This is a genomic window from Flavicella sp. IMCC45668, from assembly GCF_057219105.1.
Genome location: NZ_CM170114.1, coordinates 3346991 through 3370990 on the forward strand (window position 1 = coordinate 3346991; position 24000 = coordinate 3370990).

Below are 24000 nucleotides of genomic sequence, written 5' to 3' on the forward strand. Positions count from 1 at the left end.
TTTTCAAGTACATATAGAATGGGAATAATTGAAGCTATAATTCTTGGAATTATACAAGGGTTGACTGAGTTTTTACCAGTGTCATCAAGTGGGCATTTAGAATTGGCAAAATTTATTTTAGGAGACGATGCTGTTCCGAAGGAGAGTTTAACTTTTACGGTAGTTTTGCATTTTGCAACTGCGTTGAGTACTTTGTTAATTTTTAGAAAAGAAGTAGCTCGTATATTAAAAGGGTTGTTTCAGTTTTCTTGGAATGATGAAACGAAATTTTGTTTGAAAATTGTGATTTCAATGGTGCCTGCGGTTATCATTGGTTTGTTGTTTGAAGAGCAGTTGGAGTATTTTTTTAGTGGTCAAATTTTGCTCGTAGGAGCTATGTTGTTAATAACTTCTTTGTTGCTTGTTTTGGCAGATAAAGCTAAAACAACGGATGTAGAAACGAGTTATAAATCTGCCTTGATTATCGGTATAGCGCAGGCTATTGCGATGTTACCGGGTATTTCTAGATCGGGAGCAACAATTTCTACTTCAGTGTTATTGAAAATAGATAGAACTCAAGCTGCTAGGTTTTCATTTTTAATGGTGGTGCCACTGATAGTTGGGAAGATAGCTAAAGATGTGCTTGGAGGGGATTTGGTTGTGAATTCTGCAGAGGTATTTCCAATGTTCATTGGTTTTATAGCCGCTTTTATTGCAGGTTTGTTAGCTTGTAAATGGATGATGGCATTAGTAAAGAAAAGTAAATTATATTATTTCTCAATTTATTGTGCTGTTGTGGGTGTCATAGCTATTGTTTATTCTTTAACTAATTTATAATGTTTACCGAAGAGGAATTCAAAGAAGGAAAAGTAGTATTGATTGATAAACCGTTAACTTGGACGTCTTTTCAGGTTGTCAATAAAGTACGTTGGGAAATTCGTCAGCGTTTTAATATCAAGAAAATCAAAGTAGGTCATGCGGGTACTTTGGATCCTCTAGCGACAGGTTTGTTGATTTTATGTACTGGAAAGTTCACTAAAAAAATTGATCAATTTCAGGCGCAGATAAAAGAATACACCGGTGAAATCACGTTAGGAGCTACAACTCCTAGTTATGATTTAGAATCAGAGGTTAATGAAGTATTTCCCACAGGACATATAACCGAAGCACTGATTCATAAAATGACGGAAAAGTTTATTGGAGAAATAGATCAGAAACCACCTATTTTTTCAGCATTAAAGAAGGATGGTAAGCGTTTATATGAATTGGCTAGGGCAGGAGAAGAAGTGGAAGTGAAGTCTCGAAAAGTTACGATTTCTGAATTTGAAATTACAAAAATTGACTTTCCTAAAGTAGCCTTTAGAGTAGTGTGTAGTAAAGGAACGTATATACGTTCTCTTGCTTATGATTTTGGTTTGGCATTAGATTCAGGAGCTCATTTAAGTGCACTTCGTAGAACTAAAATCGGTGATTTTTCTGTAGAGGAGTCTTTTGAACTTGATACTTATATTAAGGAATTACAAGCCTAGATTATTTAAACATGTTTCCGTACCAGCTTTCTGAAGCAGGTATTTCCCAATATTCATCAAACTCTAGTTTGGTAGAAATCGTGTTGTCAAAAACGATAGTTTTTTTGTTTACTCCTTTGTCTTTAATTAGTTTTTTAAAGTCCTTAAGGTCTTTGTACTGGACGTATTGTCCTTGTTTGAAACAGGCATTCATTTTATCCATTAACTCAGTTTCTAGTTCTGATTGTAACTGAATAATAAATGAAATAAGTTGGTTGGTTGTTTCTGTAGAAATCGTAGTTTCTGTATCGGCAAATAAGATAATAAACCGATTGTATTTAATTGTGAATGCAGCCTCTAGTCCTTGGTTTTTTTCTTCCCATTCTAAAATGAAGTCAGTTATCTTTTTTTCAATCGCTTCAATTTCATTTGCATAGATTTTTTTTTGGGATGGGAAAATCCATACTTTTGAGTGATCAGGTAAACCGTTGTAGTCAGATATCATTTTATTGTAATTTAACCACAAAGATATTTCTTTTTAACTGTTTAGCTTAACTTCTTTTAGCGATTTTTCAGCAGATTCAAGATCCGTATAAGTGTGGTTCAATAACGGAGATATTTTACTCGGAACGAAAAGTTGAAAGAATTTTGGTAATTTTCTCGCATCAAGAAATTGACCATGTTTCATTTCTACTACCAAGTAATATTCTGTTAAAGTCTCGGTTGAATGCGAAGAAATATTATAGGCTGCTGATTTAAATTTTTTTCTTGTCTGAATTGAGTAAAAGAATGAAAAAGCAAGTATGCTAAGAAAAATAAAAGGTATCATGTCAAAAGTTTAGTCGTTTAGATGGTTAACATTTGTTAATAACGAACAATATATAGATTTATTGTATAGGACGGAAGTTTTATCATACATTTGTATTGTTAATCATCGTATTTTATTGTTTTGAGGTATTTATTTTTAGTTTTTTGTGTGATTTTTATTTCTTGTAAAAAAAATCAGGATGAAAAAAAAGTGGTTGAAGAAATTCCTGCAGAGAGTTTGGCTTTGTTCAATGAGACTACTACTTTTAGTTTTGATGAAGTGTTACAACCTAAAACAAATGAAAAAGTAAAGGGGTGGGATGAGTATACTACCTTGTCAAAGTTTCTAAGGAAAAACTTTACGACTATATCTCCGGCTTTGGCATTAGAAATGTCTAAGGAGTTAACAGATCTGTCAAAAACAATGAATGATTCTTTAAGAATCAAGGAGCTAAATAATAAAGGTATGTTTGCTCGTTTGAATGTGTTTTATTCAGAGGCTTTGCGTTTGCAGGATATGTCAGAAATTAGCTCGATACAGCCTTCGGAAGTAAAAGAACAAGTAGAAAAAATAGTATTGGTCTTTAACTCAATTAATTTAAAAATTAATTCAGTGTATTTACAGAAAAGTTTTGATGAAAATGTTGATTTTGATGAATCAATATTTGATTTTAATGAAGATGCTGTAGCTCCTTATAGAATTCCTAAAAAACCTCGTAAGTCAAAAGTTAATCGAGATGATAAGCCAGCATTTCGTAAATAAGTTGTGATTCAAAACCTTGTCTTAGTAAAAAATCAATTATTTTTTTCTTCCTTTTAAAAGGGTCGTTTTCTTTTGAGGTTTTTATTTTTTTTAGGATAAGATTGTCTAGGGTTTCAATGTACTCTGTTTGCTCTATTTCTTTTAAAGCAATTTTGATATTGTAGTCAGTGATATTTCGGAATTTTAATTCTCTAATAATTCTGTTTTTACCCCATTTTTTAATTCTAAATTTTCCTCTCGCAAAGCTTTGGGCAAAACGTGTTTCGTTTAAAAAATTCTCAGAGATGAGGTGCGTAATTACCTGTTCGATAATTTCAGGAATCAATCGCATTTTCGAAAGTTTTTCTTCAACCTCCTTATGACAACGATCTTGATATACACAATAGTGTTCTAGGGCTCTTTTGGCTTGCTCGGGTGTGTAGGTTTTGATCGCTTTCATGATTGTCAAAAGTAGTTTAAATATATAAATTCAAAAAAAAACGACTGTAGAATATACAGTCGTTTTTTAAATTTAATTTGTGTTATGTTTATGCGGTTACTGATCTTTTACTGTGGATCCACATTTTTAATTTTGTAACCAATAAGAATAATATAGGCACAATAATTAATGTAAGGAAAGTAGCAATAATCAATCCGTAAATTACGGTCCATGCTAAAGGTCCCCAGAAAATTACATTGTCTCCACCAAAGTAGATGTGTGCATCAAATTCACTAAAGAATGTAAAGAAGTTGATGTTCAATCCAATCGCTAAAGGAATCAAACCTAGTATAGTTGTAATTGCGGTTAGTAAAACCGGACGTAAACGTGATTTACCAGCAGATACGATACTATTGAAAAGGTCTTCAGAATTTAGATAATCCTCATCTGCAATACCAAGTTCCATTTTTTTACGATCAATAAGTAATTGTGCATAATCGAGTAATACAACCCCGTTATTTACAACAATACCTGCGAGTGAAATAATTCCCATCATTGTCATCATAATAACAAAAGAACTTCCTGTGATTACGATACCACCAAACACGCCAATCAAACTTAAGAAAATTGCAATCATGATAATTGCAGGTTTTGAAATTGAATTGAATTGTAGAATCAAAATTAAGAAAATCAATCCAAGACCAGTGAAAAATGCTCCCATCAAGAATGCCATTTGTTTATTTTGCTCTTCAATTTGTCCTGTATAATCCACTGAGATTCCTTTTGGTAATCCTTTGAAGTTTGTCATTTCTTCTTGAATTTTTGTTACGATCGCACCGGCATCAGTGTATCCGGGAGATAAAGCAGAGTATACTGTAACGACTCTTTTCTGGTCTTTGTGTTTAATGGCACTAAACCCTGAGTTGTTTTTTTGTTTAGCAACAGCAGATACAGGAATTTCCTTTATTTGTCCAGTTGCCATGTCTCTAAAAGTAATCTTTTGATTGAATAAGGCACTTTTATTGTATCTATCTGCTTTGTTGAAACGTACATAGATGTCATAATCTTCACCATCTTCTTTATAAACTCCAGCTTTACTTCCAAAAATTGCGTTACGTAATTGTTGTCCAACTTGTCCTGCGCTTACACCAAGTTCACCTGCTTTTTTACGATCTACAACTACTTGCATACCTGGCTTGTCTCTATTTACATCAATTTTCAATTCGTCAATACCAGCAATACTTCTTGTATTGATAAAGTCACGCATTCTTTCAGCTGTTTCAATCAATTCAGCATAGTCTTTTCCTTCAATTTCAATATTGATTGGAGATCCTGCTGGAGGTCCGTTTACATCTTTTTCAACAGAAATCAATACACCTGGATAAATACCTACTAAGGCGGTTTGTACTCGTTGTCTTAAGATTTCGCTATCTTTTCCTCTTCTAAATTTGTATTCTCGCATAGAGGCGGTAATTTTACCTTTGTGCGGCATCTCTGCAGCAGAACCACCATCTGTTTGAGGGTTTCCAGCTCCTTCACCTACTTGAGAAACGGTACTTTCTACTAAGAAATTGTAATCACCGTCCGTGTATTCATCATCATTCAATACTTCAAAAACGCGGTTTTCGATTTGTTTTGTAATGGCATTGGTTTTTTCAATATCTGTCCCTTGAGGATATTCGATGTAAACAATAATTTGATTCGGTTTGTTGTCTGGGAAAAATTCGATTTTTGTCCTTTGGGTTGCAACAGATGCACCGAAGGAAATAAATGCAATAATTAAAAGCACAAAAGTTCCGATAGTATATACTGTACGTCTCCAACCTGTCAAGGCGTATTTTAATTGTTTTTCATAAAAGTTTTCTAGACGAGTAAGTACTTTATCTTGGAACCAATTCGCAACTTTTCTTAGTACTAGTCTATAGAACCATAACATTATGGCTGTAAAGATCATTAAGGTACCTAAAGCGGCATAGCTTCCTCCAGTTAAAAAGATGATGAATCCAATTACGACTAAAATAGAAGAAATTGTAATCATTCTTTTCAAAGGCATCTCTTTGTCCTCAACACTCATAAATTGAGACACTAATACAGAGTTAAAGAAGATGGCAACAAATAAAGATGAACCTAATACCACAGATAGTGTAATTGGGAAGTAAATCATAAATTGACCCATCAATCCCGGCCATAACCCAAGCGGGATAAAGGCAGCCACAGTGGTTGCTGTAGAGATAATAATTGGATAGGCAATTTCACTAATTCCTTTTTTTGCAGCCTCTTTTCTGGTCATTCCCTCTTCGTCCATCAAACGATATACGTTTTCAACAACAACAATACCGTTGTCAACCAACATTCCGAGACCCATAATCAATCCAAAAAGAATCATGGTATTCATAGTGTATCCTAACATTTCAAGGATCATCAATGACATAAACATAGACATTGGAATAGCGAATCCTACAAATAAGGCATTTTTAAATCCTAAGAAAAACATTAGAACTGTAACTACCAGAATGATACCGAAAATGATATTATTTACCAAATCATCTACTTGTCCAATCGTTTTAGAAGATTGATCATTAGAAATAGTTACCTTTAAATCTGAAGGGAAAAAGTCGTTTTTTGCGTTTTCCACAATATCTCTAACCTGGTCCGCAGCTGCAACCATGTTTTTTCCTGCTCTCTTTTTTACATCAAGCATTACTACTTTTTCACCGTATTCTCTGGCATAGGTAGTTTTATCCTTGTCTTGAAAAGCAATTTCCGCTACATTTTTTAGGTAGATAGGGTTGTTTCGTTCGTTTTTGACAACAAAATTCCCTAATTCTTCAGGATCTGTAATTTCTCCAATAATTCTAATGGTACGTCTTTGTCCACTTGTAATAAAATTACCCGCAGACATAGTCGCGTTTCCGTTGTTAATCGCTTGAACAATATCATTGAAGCTAACTTTTGCTGCCATCATTTTATAAATGTCAACAGCTATTTCTACCTCTTTTTCTTGTGCTCCACGGATATCAACTTGTTTGATTTCATCCAAGTCTTCAATTTCGTCTTCTAAATACTCTCCAAACTCTTTTAATTTGTAGATTGGATAATCTCCAGAAATATTGATATTCAAGATTGGGATCTCTTCAGACATACTCAGGTCAAAGGCAATAGGCTCCACCTTTGCGCCATTGAAGGTCGGCCAGTCTTCACTAGCAGTTTCACCGTCAATTTCGTCTTTTACCTTTTGCTTCGCTTGATCAACAGAAATGTTTTCGTCAAACTCAACAATAATCATGGAGTAATCTTCTTGTGAGTTAGAAGTAATTTCAACTAGATTAGAGACTGTTTTTAATTTATCTTCTAGAGGAGTTGTAATTAGTTTTTCTATATCTTCCGCTGTGTTTCCTGGGTAAAGTGAACTAATATAAATTTTAGTTTCTTTGATTTCAGGAAAACTTTCACGTGGCATATTGAAGTAGGCAGATGATCCTAAAAAGAATATCATTACCATTACTACATATATGGTAGTTTTATTGTTGATTGCCCAGGAGGACAGACCAAATTCTTTGTCAACTTTTTTCTCAGTCATTTTAGGTGTTTTTAAGTTGATTTATAGATTATAATTTCAAAGGTTCGTTGCTTAAAATTTTTACAGACTGACCATCTGTAACACTTCTAGCACCTTCGTTTATTATTTCCAAACCATTTGGGAATGAAGTTGTAACTTCAATAATGTCTCCCTGAGTTTTTCCAGTTTCAATAATTTTACGTTTTACAACCGCTTCTCCGTTTGCTTTTTTATTCGCAATAATATAGATGTATTGATCGCCATTCGCATTTTCTGAAATGATGCTCTGAGGAATTAAAATAGCAGCCTCATTTTTATAGTCATTGATTTTAAGCTTTGCAGTTAAGTTAGGCTTAATATCGTGTTTTGGGTTTGGTACCTTTACTTCAACTTTAAATGTACGATTGCTTGGGTTAACATAACTTGCAGCGTGTCTTACTTCAGCTTCTACCGTTTTGTTTAATATTGGAAAATATACTTCTACATGTTTTCCTTTGGATACAGAAGTGATATAACCTTCTGGAACTTCGGCATCGATATACATATCATCTAAGTTTACGATACGCAATAATTCTGATCCTTGACCTGGTGCAATTACCATACCTTCTTCTTTGAATATATCATCTATAATACCAGAAAAAGGAGCAACAATTCTTGTTTTAGCATATTGTGATTTCAATTGTTTAATAGCATTGATATTAGCATAATAATTAGTCTCTGCTTTTAAGTATTCTATTTCAGAACCAATTTGTTGTTCCCACAATTTTTGTTGTCTTTCATAGGTGGTTTTAGCCAATTTTGTTTGGGTTTCTAATTGTGCCAATTGATCCGCAATACCTCCGTCACTTAAGACTGCTAGAAGAGTTCCTTTAGAAACACGTTGTCCTTCTTTCACGCGAATGTCCTTGATAATCCCTGGTACCTCAGGGTAAACTAATACATTTTTCTTAGTAGTTACGTTTCCTTGAAGTTCTACATGATGATTGAAAACGGTTGCTGTACTAGTAAAAGTGGTTACCAAAGGCAATCTCTTCATAGTGTCATAAACCGAAATTGCAGATACTAAGGCTTCCAATTGAATATTAATTTCTTTTTGAGTAGTTTCAATTTCTTTTTTCTTTTCTCTCATTAATGAAAGGTCTTCCGACTTGATAACATCTTCCACAGAGATTTCTGCTTTCTCAGCACAAGAAGTTAGGATGATTGTGCTGGCAATAAATGCGTAAATATATTTCATGATTAAATTTTTAAGAAATTATTTTATGTTTAATAAGTTTTTCAATTCTACTTTTTTGTTGATTACATCTATAATAGATTCGATGTATTGTTGTTGACTGTCATACAACTGAACTTGTACGGTTCTTAAGTCGATACTACTAGCCATACCTTCACGGAATTTAACAGAGTTTTTGCGCTCTATTTTTTCAGCTAATTTTAAGTTTTGTTTTCTGTTTTCGTAAGTTTCAGCTGCTAAAATGTATTCACTTTTTACTTTTTTTAAGTCTAGCTTAAGTTGCTGTTCTGTATCTTTTAAAGTGTTTTCTGAAATTTCCCAATTGATTTTTGCTCTTCTTTTTTGAGATCTAATATTGAACGAAGTGAAAATAGGAATGGATAAAGAAACACCTGCTGATGTAGAAGTCAACCATGATTGCTCGCTATCAAACAAGCCTCCAAATTCTTCATTTAGGCCCTGTGCATTTGTATTTAAAAATGCAGATATAGAAGGCAAGTATTTTGCCTTTTCTAATTTGTATAATAACTCTTTGCTTTCTGTATCGTTTACTGCTATTTTGTAATCTATATTATTGAAAATAGAGTTTTGTTGAAATTCAGATTCAAGGGTAACGTATTCACTGATTAAATTTTCTAGATTGTCACTTAAGGTGATTGAGATTTCAGAATCAATTCCCAAAAGTAATTTTACATATCCGTTAGAAACTTCAGCAAGTACCTCATAGTTTCTCATTGAATTTTGAAGGTTTGTCAATGTCAATTGCAATTGCTCTACACTTTCTTCTTCAGCAAGTCCATTCGCAACAACGGCTGTTGCTTCTTTTAGATTGTCCTCAATGTTTTTGATGTTTTTTTCTAAGATTAAAATACTTTCATCCGTCAATAAGGCAGTCATATATGCATTAACAACAATTTGTTCAATTTCATTGTCTGTTTTTTCTTTGTAGTTTTTAGAGATGTCCAAAAAGACTTTAGAAGCTTGTAAACCTACTATATAAGATCCATCAAATATTAATTGAGTTACGGTTAAGCTAGGCGTTAAATTGTTTGCCGGGAAAAAGAAATTAACCGGATCCGCTGGATTGTTAGGGTCACCTTCAATAGGTTTCTTTATGTTTGCTGTGTAGTCAATTTTACCGCTTAACTGAGGAAGACCGATGGAAATTGCTTCCCACTTTTGCTCTTCGGCAGCTTGGATACCTGCGACAGCATTTTGAATATTCCTATTATGAATTTTAGCATAGGATATCGCTTCGTTTAGGTTGAATGAGGTTTTTTGTTCCTCCTCAATAGTCTCTTGTGCAAACCCTATAAAGGTACTTGCCAAAAATAAATAAAGGATGTTTAATTTTTTCATTTCTAATTGTATTGATTTTGTACTTTTTCTAATGTTAATATTCCTTTTTCTGTTGCAATTCCACGCACGTGGTATTCTAAATATTTTTCTAATAAATAATTCATATTAAATAATTCGGTTGGAAATGTATCAACGTCTTTGATACCCATCATTCCTTTAAAATAAACACGTGTAATAAATTGTATGTCCATTTCTTCTCTAAAGTACCCGCCTTCTACACCTCTTAAAAGATTTTCTGCTACACAGCCTTTCATATAGTCGAATTGTTTTTTTGAGAGGTTTTCGTGAAGTTTTGGATAGTATTTCTGGAGTTGAAATAAAGGAGATGATTTTTCATCTTTTAGATTGTCTAAAACAAACTTTTTTATTTGAAATAGCTCTTCAATCGGGTTGAAATTAGATTCACAAATCACATCTATTCCAGTAGAGATACATTCAAACATGCCAAAGGTTGTTTCTTCTACCAATTTTGTTTTGTTGCTAAAGTGTGTGTAAATCGTTTTTTTAGAAATACTCATTTTTTCAGCAATATCGTCCATGGTAACGCTTTTAAACCCGTAGGTTAAAAACATTTCAGTTGCTGATTCTAATATTTTTTCCTTCATCTTCATTTTATTTGACTTGGCAAATGTAGTAAGGAAACTTTAGAAACCAAAAAAGTTTCCATAGTTTTTTGTGATAAATATCATTTTATGTTTTTTTGAAAAAATGTAATTGTGATAAGCTGGCATTGTTTATTTTTACACAAAATTCAATATTTTGAAATTAGAACAATACAAAGAAGATTTTTTAGCACATTTACAAGAGAAGATTAATGTTGTAGAACCTCAAAACCTTTATAATCCAATTGAATATATTTTGGATTTAGGAGGAAAAAGGTTGCGGCCAATTTTGGTTTTAATGGGAACAACAGCTTTTGGTGGAAATTATAAGAATAGTTTAGATGCAGCCTTGGCTGTTGAGGTGTTTCATAACTTTACATTATTACATGATGATATTATGGATGCCGCCCCTTTGAGAAGAGGAAAGGCTACAGTGCATAAAAAGTGGGATGTGAATACAGCGATACTTTCCGGGGATGCCATGTTGATTTTAGCGAATCAATTGTTGGAAACTTACGATGGAGGAACTTTTAAACAACTTATGCAGTTGTTTAACAAAACAGCATTGGAGGTTTGTGAAGGTCAGCAATATGATATGGACTTTGAGACTCGAAATGATGTAACTGCAGAGGAGTATATTAAAATGATTGGCTTGAAAACATCAGTTTTAGTTGCAGCCGCTCTTGAAATGGGAGCTATCATTGCTGGTGCGACTGCTGAGGATTCAAAAAAAATATATGAATTTGGCTTGAATTTAGGAATTGCTTTTCAATTGCAGGATGATTATTTAGATGCTTATGGAGATGCGGCCACCTTTGGTAAGCAAGTGGGGGGTGATATTATGGAGAATAAAAAAACCTTTTTGTATATCGAAGCTCTGAAACATGCAACACCAGATTTAAAAGAAGAATTAGCACAGTGGTATGATCAATTATTAGATGATAATACAGAGAAAGTACGCCGTGTAAAAGAGTTGTTTAATTTGATAGGTAGTGATAGAATGACCAGAGCTGCTATTGAAAGTTATACTAAAAAAGCATTTGACGTTTTGGATGAGATTTCTATTTCAGAAGCTAATAGCCTTGTGTTAAAACAGTTCGGTCAGAATTTAATGACACGTACGGTTTAATAGGATATTTTTTTGATTATTTTCTTCAGAAAAGTAGTCGGAATTGTAAAATAATGTTATTTTTGCAGACGTTTTAGGTCTCATAGCTCAGTTGGTTAGAGCACCTGACTCATAATCAGGTGGTCCTAGGTTCGAGCCCTAGTGGGACCACTTCTAAAACACAAAGCCTTTCAATTTATTGAAAGGCTTTTTTTGTAAAATAAATAAAAAGCCACTTCCATTAGAAGTAGCTTTTTGATTGCTATGAAAAAAATCAACTCAAATGAGTCGAGGTGTTAAATTAGGGGCGCTGATAAAATCAGTTTATGTTTTTGTTTTCTAGCTCTTGCTTTTCTTAGTAAGCTGTAGAATAATTGTTTTGTAATAATAGTTTTTGAAGGAAGTGTTTTTACTTCATTTAGTAAGTAAGTGCTGTCGGTATACATAATCTTTTGTTTTAAAGGTTATCGGTATCTTTTTTGTAATCTTAATTACGTTTCATACTTAAAGATATAAAGAGATACTTTTTTTAAACCAAAGAATAAGGTGAGCTGGAGGAGTCTGTGGGTGAAGTGTAGTTTTTTTTAGGTAAACTGTTTTAGTGCTTTTCAGGTATTGTGAGTTAATAGTTTAAAAATGGAAGCCTACACCAATAGTTGGGCCTTGGAGGTTGATGTCAAAATCAAGTAGTTCTTCTTGAACAATTGCTTTGTGGTGCGAATAAATAGAGGTCCATCCCAGTTTTGTGTCTACTAGTTTTGAAATTCGATATTTGACATAACTATTGATCATCGTAGAGTTTTTGTTGGAATTTCCTCCCCAATCACCTTGAATTTCTATTCTGAATCTTTTGAAGTTAAATGGAACGGATATTCCAATAAGTGGCTCAAGCCATTGGCTTACTAAATTTATTTGCTCTGATGTTTGGGTGATTTCTGATTCAAACTGAATGTAAATATAACGAAGTCCTGTATAGGGTACAATCTCTATACTCGTATGGTTGTTGAAGTTTTTTGACCATGCAGAGTAACCAAAAATCAATCTTGGCATGGTGCCTTGAGCGGAAAGATAGATTAATTCTTTTTCTAATTCGCTTCTTGGCGGGGTAAAGGTAAAAGTATTGCCAACCGACCCTGAAAAGGCATCTGCTTGAATCCAAAGTTTTTTGTGTTTATAAGAGGCTCTTCCAACAAAATAAAATTCTAGTCCAGGGTCTTTTTCTATTCGCTCTAGTTCTTTTTTGTCTTTTGGTGTTGCTGAGTTAAGGTAAATATCGCCATATGACAACTGTCCTCTAAACCCTGGCACCCACAATGGAATTTCTAAAAGCCATTTGGTGTTAGAGTTTGTGTAAAACTTAGAAGTTGCCTGTGAGAAAACTGCATTCCAAACAAGTAAACTCAAAACAATAAGGGATGTGTTTTTTTTCAATCGCAATGCAAAAATAAATATATCCTAAAAATAAGAATTATTTATTCATTAAGCGGGCAACATATTTGCCAATTACGTCAAATTCTAAATTTACTTCCGTTCCTGTTTCAAAACGATTAAAGTTTGTGTGTTCGTATGTGTAGGGTATGATAGCAACACTGAATTCATTTTTTTTAGAATTTACTACTGTTAAACTTGTTCCGTTGATAGTAATAGATCCTTTTTCAATAGTAACATTGTTTTTATTAGGGTCATAAGAAAAAGTAAAACCCCAACTTCCGTTTTCATTTGTTATCGCGGTACAGGTAGCTGTTTGATCTACATGTCCTTGTACTATATGTCCGTCTAATCGATCTCCAAGTTTCATTGCTCTCTCTAAGTTTACGGAGTCGTTTACTTTTAAGCTGTTTAAATTTGTTTTTTCTAAGGTTTCTTTAATCGCAGTTACAGTGTATTTGTCGTTGTCAATGGCAACAACAGTTAAGCATACTCCGTTATGAGCAACACTTTGATCTATTTTTAGTTCAGAGGTGAATTCAGAAGAAATTGTGATATGTAAATTGTCGTTTTCTTTGATGATTTCTTTTACTAAGCCTTGTTTTTCTATAATACCTGTGAACATAAAATTGTCAATTTAAATGATTACTTTTGATTCCTCAAAAATAAGAATAATAAAGTAGTTGAATGGAGAAAGAGCAAAAAATAAAGGTTGGAATTTCAGTAGGTGATATCAATGGTATTGGTATTGAGGTTGTATTGAAAACTTTTGCAGATAAGCGCATGATGGATTTTTGTACACCTGTTTTATTTGCATCTTCTAAAGTGATTACTTTTCATAAAAACAAACTGAAGTTAGAAGTTCCAGTACAAGGGATTCAATCTTTGGATGCAGTAGTTGATGGGAAGGTAAATTTGATTCCTGTTACTACCGAAGAGGTGCGAATAGATCTTGGGAATCCAACGAAAGAATCGGGGGCGTTTGCATTAAAATCTTTAGATGCGGCAACACAAGCTTTGAAGGAGGGGAAAGTAGATTTGTTAGTGACTGCACCTATCAGTAAAGATAATATTCAGTCTGATGAGTTTAAGTTTGCAGGACATACTGAGTTTTTGGAGGATAAATTAGAAGGTGATAGTTTGATGATTTTGATGACGGATTCTTTGAGAATGGGATTGATAACAGGACATGTTCCGGTAGCAAAAGTTTCAGAAACGATAACCAAGGATTTGATTTTATCGAAAGTAGAAACTATGTATAGTACCCTTGTAAAAGATTTTGGAATTGATAAGCCTAAAATAGCGGTACTAGGTTTGAATCCGCATTGTGGTGATAATGGTGTTATTGGTAATGAGGATGAAGAATTGGTGAGACCTACCTTAAAAGAAATTCAAGAAACTGGAAAATTAGTGTACGGACCTTATGCAGCGGATGGTTTTTTTGGGTCTGGTAATTATAAAGGGTTCGATGGTGTGTTAGCCATGTACCATGATCAAGGGTTGGTGGCGTTTAAAACATTAGCATTTGGAAATGGTGTTAATTTTACCGCGGGATTGAGTGAAGTTAGAACCTCTCCTGATCATGGAACTGCTTTTGAAATAGCGGGTCAGAATAAGGCAGATGCTTCTTCGTTTAAAGAAGCGCTCTTTACTGGATTGAAAATTGTAAAAACAAGAAAAGGCTATAAAACCTTAACAAAGGATAGTTTAAAAGTTCGAAAAAAATATTAATGTGGAAATTTTAATTTCTTTTGTTTATAATAAAATGAAATTTTATATCTTTGCACGCTCAAATTGATGTTCATTATGAAAGAGTTGAGAGATTTTGAAATTTCTTTTATAGGTTTAAAGGAAGCAAAGCATAATTTTGAATATCATATTGATAACAAGTTCTTTGATGCGTTTCAGTTCGATGATTTTGATGAAACAAATATAAATGTGGAGTTGTCTTTTGTGAAAAAGGCTACAATGTTGGAGTTAGACTTTTCTTTTAAAGGTTTTGTGAATGTTCCTTGTGACGTTACAGGAGAGCCTTTTGATATGGATGTCACCGGTGATTTGTCTTTGATCGTAAAGTTTGGAGAGGATTATGATGATGGAAATGAGGAGATTGTTTATTTGCCTTATACTGAACACCGCATTAATGTAGCGCATTATATTTTTGAAATGATTGTTTTGTCTGCGCCAGCAAAAAGGTTGCATCCAAAAGTAATTGATGGCTCTATGGAGTCAGATGCATTTGAAAGATTAGAAGAGCTAAAAGGAAATAAGAGTACAACAAATAACGAAGATACAACAGATCCTAGATGGGGGAAGTTAAAAGATTTATTAATAGATAAAACACAGCGTAATGGCACATCCAAAGAGAAAAATATCTAAACAAAGAAGAGACAAAAGAAGAACTCACTACAAAGCAGTAGCTCCACAAGTAGCAGTTGATCCAACAACAGGAGAAGCTCACTTATACCACAGAGCTCACTGGCATGAAGGAAAATTATATTACAAAGGACAAATTGTAATTGATTCTCCTGTAGTAGAAGCTTAAGGATTTGATAGAAATATAATGAAAAACCCTCTTGAATGGAGGGTTTTTTGGTGTTTTAGGGTGAAAAAAGGCAATTATTGGTTTTTTTTTCATTTATATGTGAAATAAATTTCATTACTTTGGACATCGATTTTTTTTCGTAAAAATTATTCTCGAAAAAGTCTTTAAAAATTATTATTATGGGTAAAATAACTGCAGCAATTACAGCAGTAGGAAAGTATGTTCCTGACTATACTCTTACCAATAAAGAGTTAGAATCTTTAGTAGAAACGAACGATGAGTGGATTTTTACGAGAACAGGAATTAAGGAAAGAAGAATCCTTAAAGATGCTGATAAAGGAACGTCTTATTTGGCAATCAAAGCCGCTGAAGACTTAATTGCTAAAAGAGGTATTGATCCTTCAGAGATTGATATGGTTATTATTGGTACTGCAACGCCAGATATGAATGTGGCTTCAACAGCAGTTTATGTTGCCTCTGAAATTGGAGCAACAAATGCTTTTGGGTACGACTTACAAGCTGCTTGTTCAAGTTTCTTGTACGCGATGTCAACAGCATCTGCTTATATTGAATCAGGTAGATATAAAAAAGTATTGGTAATTGGAGCGGATAAAATGTCTTCAATTGTTGACTATACTGATAGAACTACATGTATTATTTTTGGTGATGGTGCTGGTGCAGCATTATTTGAACCAAATGAAGATGGATTAGGTTTCCAAGATGAGTACCTAAGAGGAGACGCAGTTGGACGTGAGTTCTTGAGAATTGAAGCGGGTGGTTCTTTAAAGCCAACTTCACAGGAAACATTAGATAATCGTCAACACTTTATCAAACAAGAAGGGAAAACAGTATTTAAATATGCGGTTTCTAACATGGCTGATGCGAGTGAGAAAATTTTGAAGCGTAATAATTTAACAAATGATGATGTTGATTGGTTAGCGCCACATCAAGCAAATCAAAGAATTATTGAGGCTACTGCAAGAAGAATAAATTTGGATAAAAGTAAGGTGTTGCAAAATATCCAGAATTACGGAAATACAACTTCTGCTACATTACCCTTATTATTAGCAGATTTTGAAGATCAATTAAAAAAAGGAGATAACATTATATTCGCCGCTTTTGGTGGAGGATTTACGTGGGGAGCCGTTTATTTAAAATGGGCTTATAACTCAAAATAGAATTAAATACTACTTATATAACTAAAATATATTATGGAATTAAAAGACATTCAAAATTTGATAAAGTTTGTTGCCAAATCTGGTGCAAGCGAAGTGAAATTAGAAATGGAAGACATCAAAATTACTGTAAAAACAGGATCTGGTAAAACAGAAACTACAATTTTACAGTCTGCTGTGTCTCCTGCTCAAATGCCAGTTGTATCACAAGTTGTTCCTCAGGCTGAGCCAGTGGCTCCAGCAGCACCTGCAGCTCCTGCAGCAGCAGCTGAAGAAGAGGATTCTAAATTAGTAACAATTACTTCTCCAATCATTGGAACATTCTACAGAAAGCCATCTCCAGACAAATCAAACTTTGTTGAAATTGGAGATTCAGTATCTGCTGATTCTGTTGTTTGTGTAATTGAAGCAATGAAATTATTTAACGAAATTGAATCAGAGGTATCTGGTAAAATTGTGAAAATTTTAGTGGAAGATTCTTCTCCAGTAGAATTTGGACAACCTTTATTCTTAGTTGATCCATCATAATTTTTAGAGCATAATTAAAAACGATTCTTTGTAGTTGTTGAAACTATAATTAAGACTAAACAATATTATTATGTTTAAAAAAATATTAATAGCCAATAGAGGTGAGATTGCTTTACGTGTTATCAGAACATGTAAAGAGATGGGAATTAAAACAGTTGCTGTTTATTCTCAAGCGGATGAAGAAAGTTTGCATGTAAAGTTTGCAGATGAGGCAGTTTGTATTGGGCCAGCGGCTAGTACAGATTCTTATTTAAAAATGTCAAATATTTTAGCAGCTGCAGAAATTACTAATGCGGATGCAATACATCCAGGATATGGATTCTTATCTGAGAATTCAAAATTTTCTGCGCTTTGTGAAGAGCACGGTATTAAATTTATTGGAGCGAGTGCTGAAATGATTGACAGAATGGGAGATAAAGCAAATGCTAAATCTACCATGATTGCAGCAGGAGTACCATGTGTTCCAGGAAGTGAAGGAGTAATTGAAGATTTTGCTGAATGTAAAAAATTGGCAGAAGAAGCGGGTTACCCAGTGATGTTAAAAGCTTCTGCTGGTGGTGGAGGTAAAGGAATGCGTGCTGTTTGGAAAGAAGAAGATTTAGAAGATGCATGGGATTCTGCTAGATATGAGTCGAAAGCAGCTTTTGGAAATGACGATATGTATATGGAGAAATTAATCCAAGAACCTCGTCATATTGAAATTCAAATTGTCGGAGATTCTTTTGGGAAAGCATGTCATTTATCTGAAAGAGATTGTTCTGTTCAAAGACGTCACCAAAAATTAACGGAAGAAACACCTTCTCCTTTCATGACTGATGAATTGAGAGAGAGAATGGGAGAAGCTGCTGTAAAAGCTGCGGAATATATTAAGTATGAAGGTGCTGGTACTGTTGAATTCTTAGTGGATAAAGACAGAAACTTTTACTTTATGGAAATGAATACTCGTATCCAAGTAGAACACCCAATTACAGAGGAGGTTGTGAACTACGATTTAATTCGTGAACAGATTCTAGTTGCTTCAGGTGTGCCAATTTCTGGTAAAAACTATTTGCCAAAAATGCACTCTATTGAGTGTCGTATCAATGCAGAGAATCCACATAAAGGATTTATGCCAGCTCCAGGGAAAATTACAACTTTCCATGCTCCAGGAGGACATGGGGTAAGATTGGATACGCATGTATATGCTGGATATACAATTCCACCTAATTATGATTCTATGGTAGCAAAGTTGATAACAACGGCGCAAACTAGAGAAGAAGCGATCAATAAAATGAAACGTGCTTTAGATGAGTTTATTGTGGAAGGTGTGAAAACAACAATTCCTTTCCATAGACAATTGATGGATCATCCGGATTATGTAGCAGGAAACTATACTACAAAATTCATGGAAGATTTTGAAATGGAAAAATAATAACGAACGGTTATTTAAATATTTAAAGAGGATGTAATTATACATCCTCTTTTTTTTTGGCAAGGTAGTTGTTGCCTCAGATGTTAAATAAAGTTTAAGAAAAGAGTTTTAACAGTAAAAATGAGGTAGCAAAAATGTTGTGAATCTGTGAAAACGATAGAAAAACACATAAATAAGTTAAATAAACACATTATTTTTTTTACAGATTCAACATTTTTTTGTTACTTGCTGAACCTTAGAAGGCATATCAACGGAGAGGTGGCCGAGTGGCTTAAGGCGCACGCTTGGAAAGCGTGTTTACAAGAAATTGTAACGGGGGTTCGAATCCCTTTCTCTCCGCAGTGTTTTTTAAGATTTAACTAATTTAAAACCTTAATTATATTAATAAATTAATTTTATCACAATGAAAAAAGTATTTACAATCCTTACAATTACAGGTGCCTTGTTTTTTGGAGCAACTCAAAGCACGTTTGCACAAGCAGCGGAATCTGTAGAATCAGAAACTTTTCACCAAGTATTAAAACAACGTTTTATAGAAGGTGGTCCATTTTTTATGGGAATTGTTTTGGTAGCTTTAATTTTAGGTTTAGCAATTGCAATTGAAAGAATTATTTATTTAAATATGGCTACAACAAACACTAAGAAATTAGTTGCTGGAGTAGATGAAGCTTTGGCTTCTGGTGGAGTGGATGCAGCAAAAGAAGTTTGTAGAAATACAAAAGGACCTGTTGCTTCAATCTTTTACCAAGGATTAGATAGAGCTGACGAAGGAATTGAAGCTGCCGAAAAAGCAGTTGTAGGTTACGGAGGAGTTCAAATGGGATTATTAGAGAAAAATATCTCTTGGTTATCTTTATTTATCGCTTTGGCACCAATGCTTGGGTTTATGGGAACTGTAATCGGGATGATTGGAGCCTTTGACTCGATTCAAGCAGCAGGGGATATTTCTCCAACAGTAGTAGCGGGAGGTATTAAAGTAGCCTTATTAACAACTGTATTTGGTCTTGTAGTAGCGATTATTCTTCAAGTTTTTTACAACTATATTATCTCTAAAGTAGATGGTATCGTAAATGATATGGAAGATGCTTCTATCTCATTAATTGACCTATTGGTAAAACATAAAAAATAAGAAGAATGAATCAAAATTTAACAAAAATATTAAAAGGTCTAGTAGGCTTAATAGCTTTGGTTGCTGCTTATTTCTTTATTAAGATAATAAGTACTGGTGATGATGCTATTGTTGAAGGTGGTGGATCTTTAGGAATCGTAGGACCAATGGTGTCCTTTTCAATAGGACTATTTTTAGTTGTATTAGGATTGACAGTTTTATTCTCAATTATTGGGTTATTCAAAAAACCAGAGGCATTAAAGAAAACAGCTTTAGGATTAGTAGTTCTTGGGGTGTTCTTGGCTGCAGCATATGGTCTTGCACCAGATGATGCTGTAACAGATGTTACTGGAGAAGTTTTGCCAGGAGGTGAAGCTGGTTCAAACTCTAAATGGGTTAGTACTGGTATTTGGTATACTGTTTTATTAGGAGCTACTGCTGTTGCTACAATTGTAATAGGGGGAGCCAAATCAATTTTTAAATAATTAATATGGCAAGAAAAGAACTTCCAGAGATTAATGCTGGGTCTATGGCAGACATTGCGTTCTTGTTGCTGATATTTTTCTTGGTAACAACAACAATGGATGTTGATTCTGGTATTTCTCGTAAATTATCAGAAAAACCACCAGAAAATTATGATCCGCCTGTGATCAAACAAAAGAATATTCTTGAAATCAACTTGAACCGTAACAATCAAATGTTAGTTGAAGATGAGGAGATGGAAATCAAAGATTTGAAACAGTTTACTATAGACTTCCTTGATAATGGAGGAGGTATTGGTAAAGCGGATGAATACGGACCAGGTAAGAAATGTGATTACTGTAACGGTGCAAAGAAAGATGATTCTTCGGATCACCCAAACAAAGCGATTATTTCTGTTCAAAGTGATAGAGGTACTTCTTATGGAATGTATATCACGGTTCAGAATGAACTTTTAGCAGCTTATACTGAATTGAGAAATAGGTATGCTAAAAAGTACATTACAGGTCAGTATGCAGGAATGAGTTATGATGATTTATTATTGTTATCAGGAAATGATAAAGAGAATGAAGCTTTAAAAGCCGTTATCAAAAAGGTGAAAGGAGCTTACCCTCAGATTATTTCTGATGCAGAACCAACTAAATAATTTTATACTATGTCTAAATTCGGAAAAAAGAAAAAAGGATTACCAGCGGTAAATACTGCTGCCTTACCAGATATTGTATTTATGTTATTATTCTTCTTTATGGTTACAACAACAATGAGGGAAACTGATTTGTTGATCAAACCACCTCAGTTGCCAAATGCTACTGAAGTAAAGAAATTGGAACACAAGAGTTTGGTGAGTACTATTTATGTAGGAAAGGCGAAACCTGAAGACCAAGCGAAGTATGGTTCTGGAGATAAAATTCAGTTGAATGATAAAATTTCAACCGTAAATGATATCGCAAATTTCATATACTCTGAGCAAGAAAAGCACAACCCAGAGGAGATTCCTTATATGACAACTTCTATTAAATCAGATGTTGCATGTGGTGTTGGTACTATTCATGATATCAGAATGGAATTAAGAGATATAAATGCTTTAAAAATTAGTTATTCTACTCGTAAGGGAGATTTAACTGCTAACGTAAAGTAATTTAATTTATTCAATATATAAAAAAGGCATTCGTGTAAAACGAATGCCTTTTTGTTTTAATTTTGTTTTGTATTTTACTATTTAATTTCAAGTTACTATTGAGAGTATTTCTTTATCTTCTTTTATTGAGTACAAGTCTTTATGCGCAAGTATCAAAAGATAGTGTATCTATTGATCCAAAGTATTTAGAAGATCAATTATATATTGGTGTTACGTATAATATTTTTGCTAATACACCTCCTGGCTTTGTTAAAGATGGTTTTGCATATGGTTTTTCGGGTGGGTTTATCAAAGATATTCCCTTTAATGAAAAAAGAAATGTGGGAATAGGTGTTGGTTTGGGCTATGCTTTTAACACGCATATTCAAAATATTGTTGTTACTGGTAATAGTGCAGATGTAAATCAAGCGACGACAAATCAGGATACGTATACTATTAAAACGAATAGTTTAGAATTTCCTATTGAATTTAGATGGAGAACCTCGACACTTGAAAAATATAAATTTTGGCGGGTATATACAGGTTTACATGTGTCATATGTATTAAATTCCTCTTCTATTGGAGAAAGAAATAATGAGTTGATACAGCTAACAGAAGTTTTAAAGCTAGAAGATTGGCAGTATGCTTATTCTTTAGCTGCTGGTTATGGAACGTGGAATTTTTATTTGCATTACACCCTAAATCCGTTTTTTAAAGGGAATAGTGCCTTTAATAATGGTGAAGAGTTGAAAATGAATTCCTTTAAAATGGGATTGATTTTTTACTTACTCTAATTTATAGCCAAAGAATTGCAAAAACTAAAAGTTGCGTTATAAATCCGGTTCCGAAGCCCAAAAAAACTTCATTTAAAGTATGTTCCTTTAATTTAATTCTGGCATTTGCTACAACACCTGCTAAAATAAAAAGAACTGCTATGAACATTGTAATATTAACAGTGGTTTCAATGCTATAAGCTATAACAAAAGCAATGAAACTTGCTATTCCTATCATATGTAGACTTATTTTTAATTTTTTGATGAACAAAAAATATGTAATGGAAAGGGATAAGGAACAGCCTAGGAATAATTGCGATAGAAAAACTAAGTTTGGAATCCTATGAAAAGCTTTCCCTAGGAAAAAAAATAAAATGGTCATGAAAATGATAGGTATTTTTCTTTCCTTTATCTTTTTTACTTCTATAGTGTCAATTAATTTTCTACGTTTTAGAATCATCAACATAATGATTGGAACAAAATAGGTCCCGATAACAACCATTGAAATAATTTTTAACTGGATTGATTTGTCAATACCATGATCGTTAAGCATAAAAAAGACAAGCGTCGCTGCGATGGGTAATAATATAGGATGTAAAACAACCGAAACGAGTTTATGGAACTTATCCATATTATATTTCTTTTCTTAATCGAGCAACTGGAATGTCCAATTGTTCTCGGTATTTCGCCACAGTTCTTCTTGCAATGATATAACCTTCTTCTTTTAATTTTTGCATTAGTTTATCATCGGTTAAAGGCTTTCTTTTATTTTCTTCTTTGACAACGTTTTTAAGGATGTTTTTAATTTCTTTCGTAGAAACATCTTCACCTTGATCGTTTTTCATTGATTCAGAGAAAAAATCTTTGATCAATTTCGTTCCATAGGGAGTTGCCACATATTTGCTATTCGCAACCCTTGATACTGTAGAAATATCCATGTCAATATTGTCTGCAATATCTTTTAAGATCATCGGTTTTAATTTACGCTCATCACCAGTCATAAAGTAATCTTCTTGGTACTTCATAATAGCGTTCATCGTAAGTAACAGAGTTTGCTGACGTTGTTTGATGGCATCGATGAACCATTTAGCTGCATCTAATTTTTGTTTGATAAATAAGACAGCATCCTTTTGAGATTTAGATTTTTCTTTAGACTCTTGATACCCTTTCAGCATGTTATTGTATTCTCTTGAAACATTTAGCTCAGGTGCATTTCTTGAATTCAAATTTAAATCTAAAATTCCATCAATGATTTGAATCGTAAAATCTGGCACAATTTGATCCGTAATCTTAGAAGTTACTGTATAAGTACCTCCTGGTTTAGGGTTCAGTTTTTCAATCTCTGCGATTGCATCTCGTAAATCTTCTTCAGAGATATTATATTTAGCAATTAATTTTTTGTAGTGTTTTTTTACAAAATGATCGAAACTTTTATTTAAAATTTCAATAGCGAGAGAAATAGATTTAGTTTTTGGTTTGTTTTCTAATTGTAAAGTCAAGCATTCATTTAAATCTCTGGCACCAACACCAATAGGATCCATGGTTTGGATGATGTTTATTAGAATTTCTTCCACTTCATTTTCATCTGTATAGATATTCTGTGTGAAAGCTAAATCATCCACCAAGTCAATGATTTCTCTTCTTAGGTAGCCACTATCATCCAAGCTTCCAACAAGGAATTCTGCAATGGTCAATTTGTGATCGTTTAATGAGAATGTATTTAATTGGCTTTTTAGATTTTGATGAAAACTGGCTCCACCAGCATAGGGAATCTGACTTTCCTCATCATCTGCGCTATAGTTATTAGCCTGTAATTTATATTGTGGAATTTCATCATCGCTGAGATATTCATCAATATTTATTTCATCTGTTTCTATGCTCTCATTTCCTAGATCGTCATAATCCTCACCAAAATCATCGTCATGATCATGATCTGAATCCCTTTCTAAATCTAAGGCAGGATTCTCTTCAATTTCCTGTTTCAGCTTTTGTTCAAATGCTTGAGTAGGAAGTTGTATTAATTTCATCAGCTGTATTTGCTGAGGAGATAATTTGTGTAATAATTTTAATTGGAAATTTTGTTTAAGCATGTGCTACA

The 24000-nt window shown here is 33.5% G+C and carries 26 protein-coding genes and 2 tRNA genes; 17 read left to right on the forward strand and 11 right to left on the reverse strand.

From position 1 onward, the window contains the following. Positions 1-18: 18 nt before the first annotated feature. Positions 19-816, forward strand: a complete 798-nt coding sequence (locus AC2DZ0_RS13565) for an undecaprenyl-diphosphate phosphatase (RefSeq protein ID WP_484642401.1) — start codon at positions 19-21, stop codon at positions 814-816. Next, positions 816-1508 (forward strand): tRNA pseudouridine(55) synthase TruB, encoded by a 693-nt coding sequence (gene truB, locus AC2DZ0_RS13570; protein ID WP_484642403.1) that lies wholly within the window; start codon positions 816-818, stop codon positions 1506-1508. The genes AC2DZ0_RS13565 and truB overlap by 1 nt, the downstream gene beginning before the upstream one ends. Before the next feature lies 1 nt (position 1509). Here truB and AC2DZ0_RS13575 read toward each other — a convergent pair whose 3' ends face one another. Together AC2DZ0_RS13575 and AC2DZ0_RS13580 are read right to left on the reverse strand one after the other, a co-directional pair. Beyond that, a complete protein-coding gene (locus AC2DZ0_RS13575; RefSeq protein ID WP_484642405.1) occupies positions 1510-1992 on the reverse strand; it encodes an ABC transporter ATPase in 483 nt (160 codons plus the stop codon). Positions 1993-2025: 33 nt separating this feature from the next. Next, entirely contained in the window at positions 2026-2316 is a 291-nt protein-coding gene (locus tag AC2DZ0_RS13580) for a hypothetical protein (RefSeq protein ID WP_484490599.1), read from the reverse strand. A gap of 189 nt (positions 2317-2505) precedes the next feature. On the opposite strand from AC2DZ0_RS13580, the gene AC2DZ0_RS13585 reads away from it, so the two are divergent. Then, entirely contained in the window at positions 2506-3057 is a 552-nt protein-coding gene (locus tag AC2DZ0_RS13585; protein ID WP_484642407.1) for a hypothetical protein, read from the forward strand. On the opposite strand, the gene AC2DZ0_RS13590 is transcribed toward AC2DZ0_RS13585, so the two are convergent. From AC2DZ0_RS13590 to AC2DZ0_RS13610, 5 genes are all read right to left on the reverse strand, one after another. Continuing rightward, complete coding sequence (locus tag AC2DZ0_RS13590; RefSeq protein WP_484642408.1) at positions 3023-3496, reverse strand: regulatory protein RecX; 474 nt, start codon at positions 3494-3496, stop codon at positions 3023-3025. The genes AC2DZ0_RS13585 and AC2DZ0_RS13590 overlap by 35 nt on opposite strands. Before the next feature lie 88 nt (positions 3497-3584). Next, positions 3585-7055, reverse strand: a complete 3471-nt coding sequence (locus tag AC2DZ0_RS13595) for an efflux RND transporter permease subunit (protein WP_484642410.1) — start codon at positions 7053-7055, stop codon at positions 3585-3587. A 28-nt stretch (positions 7056-7083) separates the two neighbouring features. Next, entirely contained in the window at positions 7084-8271 is a 1188-nt protein-coding gene (locus AC2DZ0_RS13600) for an efflux RND transporter periplasmic adaptor subunit (RefSeq protein WP_484490603.1), read from the reverse strand. An 18-nt stretch (positions 8272-8289) separates the two neighbouring features. After that, positions 8290-9627: a TolC family protein gene (locus AC2DZ0_RS13605; protein ID WP_484490604.1), complete on the reverse strand. Its 1338-nt coding sequence runs from the start codon at positions 9625-9627 to the stop codon at positions 8290-8292. A 2-nt stretch (positions 9628-9629) separates the two neighbouring features. Continuing rightward, positions 9630-10232 (reverse strand): TetR/AcrR family transcriptional regulator, encoded by a 603-nt coding sequence (locus AC2DZ0_RS13610; RefSeq protein WP_484490605.1) that lies wholly within the window; start codon positions 10230-10232, stop codon positions 9630-9632. Positions 10233-10383: 151 nt separating this feature from the next. Here AC2DZ0_RS13610 and AC2DZ0_RS13615 point away from each other — a divergent pair, with 151 nt between their 5' ends. Both AC2DZ0_RS13615 and AC2DZ0_RS13620 read left to right on the forward strand, forming a co-directional pair. Then, positions 10384-11358, forward strand: coding sequence for a polyprenyl synthetase family protein (locus AC2DZ0_RS13615; protein ID WP_484492504.1), 975 nt, complete (start codon positions 10384-10386; stop codon positions 11356-11358). Between the two features lie 76 nt (positions 11359-11434). Then, positions 11435-11508 (forward strand) — tRNA-Ile (locus tag AC2DZ0_RS13620). Between the two features lie 459 nt (positions 11509-11967). On the opposite strand, the gene AC2DZ0_RS13625 is transcribed toward AC2DZ0_RS13620, so the two are convergent. Further along, entirely contained in the window at positions 11968-12741 is a 774-nt protein-coding gene (locus AC2DZ0_RS13625; protein ID WP_484642411.1) for a hypothetical protein, read from the reverse strand. 64 nt (positions 12742-12805) lie between these two features. Then, positions 12806-13390 (reverse strand): riboflavin synthase, encoded by a 585-nt coding sequence (locus AC2DZ0_RS13630; RefSeq protein ID WP_484642413.1) that lies wholly within the window; start codon positions 13388-13390, stop codon positions 12806-12808. Positions 13391-13452: 62 nt separating this feature from the next. On the opposite strand from AC2DZ0_RS13630, the gene pdxA reads away from it, so the two are divergent. The 12 genes from pdxA to AC2DZ0_RS13690 all read left to right on the forward strand — a co-directional run bounded on the left by pdxA (position 13453) and on the right by AC2DZ0_RS13690 (position 21923). After that, positions 13453-14496: a 4-hydroxythreonine-4-phosphate dehydrogenase PdxA gene (gene pdxA, locus AC2DZ0_RS13635; RefSeq protein ID WP_484490608.1), complete on the forward strand. Its 1044-nt coding sequence runs from the start codon at positions 13453-13455 to the stop codon at positions 14494-14496. A 75-nt stretch (positions 14497-14571) separates the two neighbouring features. After that, entirely contained in the window at positions 14572-15144 is a 573-nt protein-coding gene (locus AC2DZ0_RS13640) for a YceD family protein (protein ID WP_484642415.1), read from the forward strand. Further along, positions 15116-15310 carry a 50S ribosomal protein L32 gene (gene rpmF / locus AC2DZ0_RS13645; protein WP_300322531.1) on the forward strand — a complete coding sequence of 65 codons (195 nt, stop codon included), beginning with the start codon at positions 15116-15118 and terminating at the stop codon, positions 15308-15310. The genes AC2DZ0_RS13640 and rpmF overlap by 29 nt, the downstream gene beginning before the upstream one ends. Positions 15311-15489: 179 nt before the next feature. Then, positions 15490-16488, forward strand: a complete 999-nt coding sequence (locus AC2DZ0_RS13650; protein WP_484490610.1) for a beta-ketoacyl-ACP synthase III — start codon at positions 15490-15492, stop codon at positions 16486-16488. Positions 16489-16521: 33 nt separating this feature from the next. Further along, positions 16522-17013 (forward strand): acetyl-CoA carboxylase biotin carboxyl carrier protein, encoded by a 492-nt coding sequence (gene accB / locus AC2DZ0_RS13655; RefSeq protein WP_484490611.1) that lies wholly within the window; start codon positions 16522-16524, stop codon positions 17011-17013. Between the two features lie 70 nt (positions 17014-17083). Then, positions 17084-18424: an acetyl-CoA carboxylase biotin carboxylase subunit gene (gene accC, locus AC2DZ0_RS13660; protein WP_484490612.1), complete on the forward strand. Its 1341-nt coding sequence runs from the start codon at positions 17084-17086 to the stop codon at positions 18422-18424. Between the two features lie 252 nt (positions 18425-18676). Then, positions 18677-18763: transfer RNA gene (locus AC2DZ0_RS13665), tRNA-Ser, on the forward strand. Positions 18764-18827: 64 nt separating this feature from the next. Beyond that, positions 18828-19553 carry a MotA/TolQ/ExbB proton channel family protein gene (locus AC2DZ0_RS13670; RefSeq protein ID WP_300322523.1) on the forward strand — a complete coding sequence of 242 codons (726 nt, stop codon included), beginning with the start codon at positions 18828-18830 and terminating at the stop codon, positions 19551-19553. A gap of 5 nt (positions 19554-19558) precedes the next feature. Further along, entirely contained in the window at positions 19559-20017 is a 459-nt protein-coding gene (locus AC2DZ0_RS13675; protein WP_484490613.1) for a hypothetical protein, read from the forward strand. A 5-nt stretch (positions 20018-20022) separates the two neighbouring features. Then, complete coding sequence (locus AC2DZ0_RS13680; RefSeq protein ID WP_484490614.1) at positions 20023-20658, forward strand: ExbD/TolR family protein; 636 nt, start codon at positions 20023-20025, stop codon at positions 20656-20658. 9 nt (positions 20659-20667) lie between these two features. Further along, entirely contained in the window at positions 20668-21150 is a 483-nt protein-coding gene (locus AC2DZ0_RS13685) for an ExbD/TolR family protein (RefSeq protein ID WP_484490615.1), read from the forward strand. 125 nt (positions 21151-21275) lie between these two features. Beyond that, entirely contained in the window at positions 21276-21923 is a 648-nt protein-coding gene (locus AC2DZ0_RS13690) for a porin family protein (protein ID WP_484642419.1), read from the forward strand. A 1-nt stretch (position 21924) separates the two neighbouring features. Here AC2DZ0_RS13690 and AC2DZ0_RS13695 read toward each other — a convergent pair whose 3' ends face one another. Together AC2DZ0_RS13695 and rpoN are read right to left on the reverse strand one after the other, a co-directional pair. Continuing rightward, the gene (locus AC2DZ0_RS13695; RefSeq protein ID WP_484642421.1) at positions 21925-22533 is read right to left on the reverse strand and encodes a hypothetical protein; all 609 of its coding nucleotides are present in this window, start codon (positions 22531-22533) and stop codon (positions 21925-21927) included. Between the two features lies 1 nt (position 22534). Next, positions 22535-23992, reverse strand: a complete 1458-nt coding sequence (gene rpoN, locus AC2DZ0_RS13700; RefSeq protein WP_484642423.1) for an RNA polymerase factor sigma-54 — start codon at positions 23990-23992, stop codon at positions 22535-22537. Positions 23993-24000 lie beyond the last annotated feature (8 nt).